The sequence below is a fragment of the Burkholderia sp. 4NA327C6 genome (genome assembly GCF_005502655.1).
Classification (GTDB): domain Bacteria; phylum Pseudomonadota; class Gammaproteobacteria; order Burkholderiales; family Burkholderiaceae; genus Burkholderia; species Burkholderia contaminans.
On the sequence record NZ_SCNZ01000104.1, the window covers coordinates 1 to 3,793 of the forward strand.

The window sequence follows — 3,793 nt, forward strand, 5'->3', positions numbered from 1 at the left end:
TACGCCGATGATAGTGCGGATTCCCGTGTGAAAGTAGGTAATCGTCAGGCTCCCTAAGCCAGAAACCCCCGCCCGAAAGGCGGGGGTTTTTGCATTGGCGCGGCGGAAATGCATGTGTGGTGAGAAAAGAGTGCTCCATTCATCACATCCCAACGGCACGCACGTCCGATCAACCAGCCGCCAACCTGCAGTCAATCCTTACCCCGGAACGAAGCCACGCGATTTGATACGATCGACATGCCGTCGGCGATTGCACACGTCGACGTTCATGTTCGAAACCAGGGCTTGATGGAGAGGGCGGGGATGAATATCGGCGACGCGTCGCGCGAATCCGGAGTCAGCGCAAAGATGATCCGGTACTACGAACAGGTCGGCCTGCTGGCGCCGAGCAAGCGTACCGACGCCGGCTACCGGATCTACGGCGCAGACGAGATCCATATCCTGCGCTTCATCCGTCAGGCGCGACGCCTTGGCTTTCTCGTCGAAGACATCCGCAAGCTCCTGATGCTCTGGCAAGACCATTCGCGCGCGAGCGCCGAAGTGAAGTCGATTGCCCTCGAGCACGTGGCCGAGCTCGACAAGCGCATCGCCGAGCTGAGCGACATGCGTGACACACTGGTGGATCTTGCTGCGCACTGCCATGGTGACGGGCGGCCCGAATGCCCGATTTTGGCGCGTCTATCCGGCCCCATCGGTGAACCAAATTAGTGCGTGCGCTCGAGGCCACAATCGGGCTTCGATTCGTTTTCCATAAAAATCAATGGGTTATGATGTTTTTGTGGTTGGCCATTCCGAAAGGGAATGGTTGCCATGCAAGTATTTCATTAGCATCTTGGTGCGGCATCGCTATAATTCGGGATAACCCTATACGGGAAATCCCTGAACATCGATTCACCAGGGGTCCCCCTTCCTTGGAGAACGTCATGATCGCCTACATCGTCGAAAAGCTGAGCAACTGGTTCGAATCCGCAGAACGTGAACGCCGTGAGGCCTACCTCGCAACTTCGTCGGACATCGTCCAGCTCGAAAGCCGCATCCGCTCGCTGGAAACCAACGGCTACTCGCTGTAATCGGAGTCACCGTCAGGTGCCATGTGGCACCGAACGATAAGCAAGCCCCGTATTTGACGGGGCTTTGTTTTTTGTGCGCCGGATCTGGCGCAATCGTCAGTGCAGCGCTATGGTATGCACCTGCTTTTCATCCTGAAGGACACGATCATGCGTTTGCGTCTCGATGTGCGTCGAAGTGCCCGCGCGCGTCTCGTTGTGGGCGCGGCAGTGCTTGTCCACGGACTCGCGGCTGTTGCCGCGACGTCGTCCAAGCCGCTGATTCTCGATACGCAACGGGGTATCCAGGACGGCAAGGGCGGACTGGTACTGCAGACGGCACCGTTGTCTTCCGAGCCGATCGTCGAGCCGGCAGGGATGCGGGCTCCGGCGGGGCAGGCGCCGAACACGTCGGTTCCGCTGTTCGTCGCGCCGTATATCAATGTCCCCGCGTGGGGTGGGCAGCCGGCCAACCAGCCGAGGCTCGCGCCGAGACCACAGCCGTAACGGCCAGTCGCCCGATCAGTTTCCGCGGTGCTCGATCTGGCAGCGGGCGCCGCTATCCTGTCCGAGCTTCTCGACCAGGTAGGGCAGTGCCTCGTTCATGCTCTGGGCGAGCGTATACGGCGGATTCAGAATGAACATCCCGCTGCCGTAGAGACCCAGCCCGTCAGTCGGCGGATTCGACACCGTCAGTGTCAGGTGCAGCCAGTTGTTCGGTTGCAGGCGCTTCAACTGCTCGGGAAAGCGCTGCGATTCCGTCCGGGTTACCTGCGGGTACCAGACTGCATAGCAGCCCGTCGCGAAACGCTTCAGACACTCCGTCACGCACGCCACCGTGCGCGCGTAATCCTTCTTGTCCTCGTAGGACGGGTCGATCAGCACGAGTGCGCGTCGCGGCGGCGGCGGCAGCAGCGCCTTGATGCCTTCGAAGCCGTCGCCGGCGAAGATCATCGCGCGTCGCCCCGCATCACGGAAATTGTGGCGTAGCACGTCGATTTCCGTGGTGTGCATTTCAAACAGGCGCATGCGGTCCTGCTCGCGCATCGATCGCCATGCGATGTACGGGGAACCCGGGTAGAAGCGCAGTTCACCGTCATCGTTCAGTGCGCGAACTTCATCCACATAGTCGCCCAGCGCCTCCGGCAGGTTCTTTTCGTTCCACAGCCGGCCGATGCCGGTGTCGAATTCCGACGTCTTCGCCGCGTAGCCGTCGCGCAGCGAGTACACCCCGGCACCCGCATGCGTGTCGATGTACCAGTAAGACTTGTCCTTCTTGTTCAGGTAGCGCAGCAGCTGGACGACGACGGCGTGCTTGAGCACGTCCGCGTGGTTGCCTGCGTGAAAACCGTGACGATAACTGAGCATGGCGGGCTGCCTGAAACGAAAGGTGAATCGATGAATGCGATCGATCGTGCGCGGCCGTCAGGCCGGGCGCCGATGCAGGCCGCGTATTGTACGCGAGTGGCCGCGCATCGCCTTACTCGTACGCATCGCCGACCACCTCCTCGATGCGTTGCTTCACATCCGGCGTCAGCTTCGCGGCAACGTCGAGCGCGCGCATGTTGTCACTGATCTGCTCGATCCGCGACGCGCCCGTGATGACCGAACTCACACGCGGACTTGCGAGTACCCATGCGATCGCGAGTTGGGCCGTGTTGCAGCCGAGCTCGGCTGCGATTGCGCCGAGCCGTTCGACGATGTCGTTGGCGGCCGGATTGGTCAGGCGGTCGCGCATCCAGTCGTAACCCTGTAGCTGTGCGCGGCTGCCGGGCGGCACGCCGTTACGGTACTTGCCGGTGAGCAGGCCCGATGCCAGCGGGCTCCAGGTCGTGAGGCCGAGACCGTAGTCTTCGTAGAGCCGCGCATATTCCTGTTCGACCCGCGTACGGTGGAACAGGTTGTACTGCGGCTGCTCGACGACCGGCTTGTGCAGGTGATGCCGCTCGGCGATCTCGCACGCAGCACGGATCTCGTCGGCACTCCATTCCGACGTGCCCCAGTACAGCGCCTTGCCGCGCACGATCATGTCGCTCATCGCCCAGACCGTTTCCTCGATCGGTGTGTTTGGGTCGGGACGATGGCAATAGACGAGGTCGACATAGTCGAGTTGCAGCCGGCGCAGCGAGCCGTCGATGGCGTTCAGCAGGTATTTCCGGTTCAGCGTGTGATACTGGTTCGGCGCTTCGGCGAGCCCCCAGAAGAACTTCGTGGACACGATGTAGCTGATGCGCGGCCAGTCGAGCGCCTTGAGCGCGTGACCCATGATTTCCTCGGACTTGCCGCCGGCATAGACCTCGGCGTTGTCGAAGAAATTGACGCCTGCGTCGCGCGCTGCAGCCAGGCATTCGCGCGCGACCCGCTGGTCGACCTGGTTGCCGTACGTCACCCACGAACCGAGCGAAAGCTCGCTGATCTGCAGGCCAGAGCGGCCTAGCCGTCGATAGTGCATGCGAATCTCCTGCGTGACAGAACCGACCTTAAGCTTAGACGTTTTGCGCGCGAACGGCGGGGCCGATCGTGCACAATGACGGCTGGCCCGCAGGCACGTTCGCGCGACGGTAGCGGATGCGGTGGGCGCTTGTTTTATCGATCCGACAACGGGAGGAGACGGACATGGCAGCAGATCTGAGCGGCAAGACCGCAGTCGTCACGGGCGCCGCGAGCGGCATCGGCAAGGAAATCGCACTCGAGCTCGCGAAAGCGGGCGCGGCCGTCGCGATCGCCGACCTGAACCAGGACGGCGC

6 protein-coding genes are annotated in these 3,793 nt (G+C 61.9%); 4 read left to right on the top strand and 2 right to left on the bottom strand.

Going from position 1 to position 3,793, the window contains the following annotated elements:
• The first annotated feature begins 303 nt into the window (after positions 1-303).
• The 3 genes from cueR (at position 304) to FFS49_RS41560 (ending at position 1,553) form a co-directional block, all read left to right on the top strand.
• On the top strand, positions 304-708 hold the full coding sequence (cueR, locus tag FFS49_RS41550; protein ID WP_105818765.1) for a Cu(I)-responsive transcriptional regulator: 405 nt from the start codon (positions 304-306) through the stop codon (positions 706-708).
• A 215-nt stretch (positions 709-923) separates the two neighbouring features.
• Positions 924-1,070, top strand: a complete 147-nt coding sequence (locus FFS49_RS41555) for a DUF3563 family protein (protein ID WP_006478295.1) — start codon at positions 924-926, stop codon at positions 1,068-1,070.
• Positions 1,071-1,184: 114 nt separating this feature from the next.
• Positions 1,185-1,553, top strand: coding sequence for a hypothetical protein (locus tag FFS49_RS41560; RefSeq protein ID WP_171026922.1), 369 nt, complete (start codon positions 1,185-1,187; stop codon positions 1,551-1,553).
• Positions 1,554-1,568: 15 nt separating this feature from the next.
• Here FFS49_RS41560 and rlmJ read toward each other — a convergent pair whose 3' ends face one another.
• Both rlmJ and FFS49_RS41570 read right to left on the bottom strand, forming a co-directional pair.
• Complete coding sequence (gene rlmJ, locus FFS49_RS41565) at positions 1,569-2,414, bottom strand: 23S rRNA (adenine(2030)-N(6))-methyltransferase RlmJ (protein WP_039339194.1); 846 nt, start codon at positions 2,412-2,414, stop codon at positions 1,569-1,571.
• 112 nt (positions 2,415-2,526) lie between these two features.
• On the bottom strand, positions 2,527-3,498 hold the full coding sequence (locus FFS49_RS41570) for an aldo/keto reductase (RefSeq protein WP_105818764.1): 972 nt from the start codon (positions 3,496-3,498) through the stop codon (positions 2,527-2,529).
• Between the two features lie 164 nt (positions 3,499-3,662).
• Between FFS49_RS41570 and FFS49_RS41575 the strand changes: the two genes are divergently transcribed.
• Positions 3,663-3,793 (top strand): SDR family NAD(P)-dependent oxidoreductase (locus FFS49_RS41575; protein ID WP_137951081.1); only part of this gene is annotated, 131 nt, incomplete at its 3' end.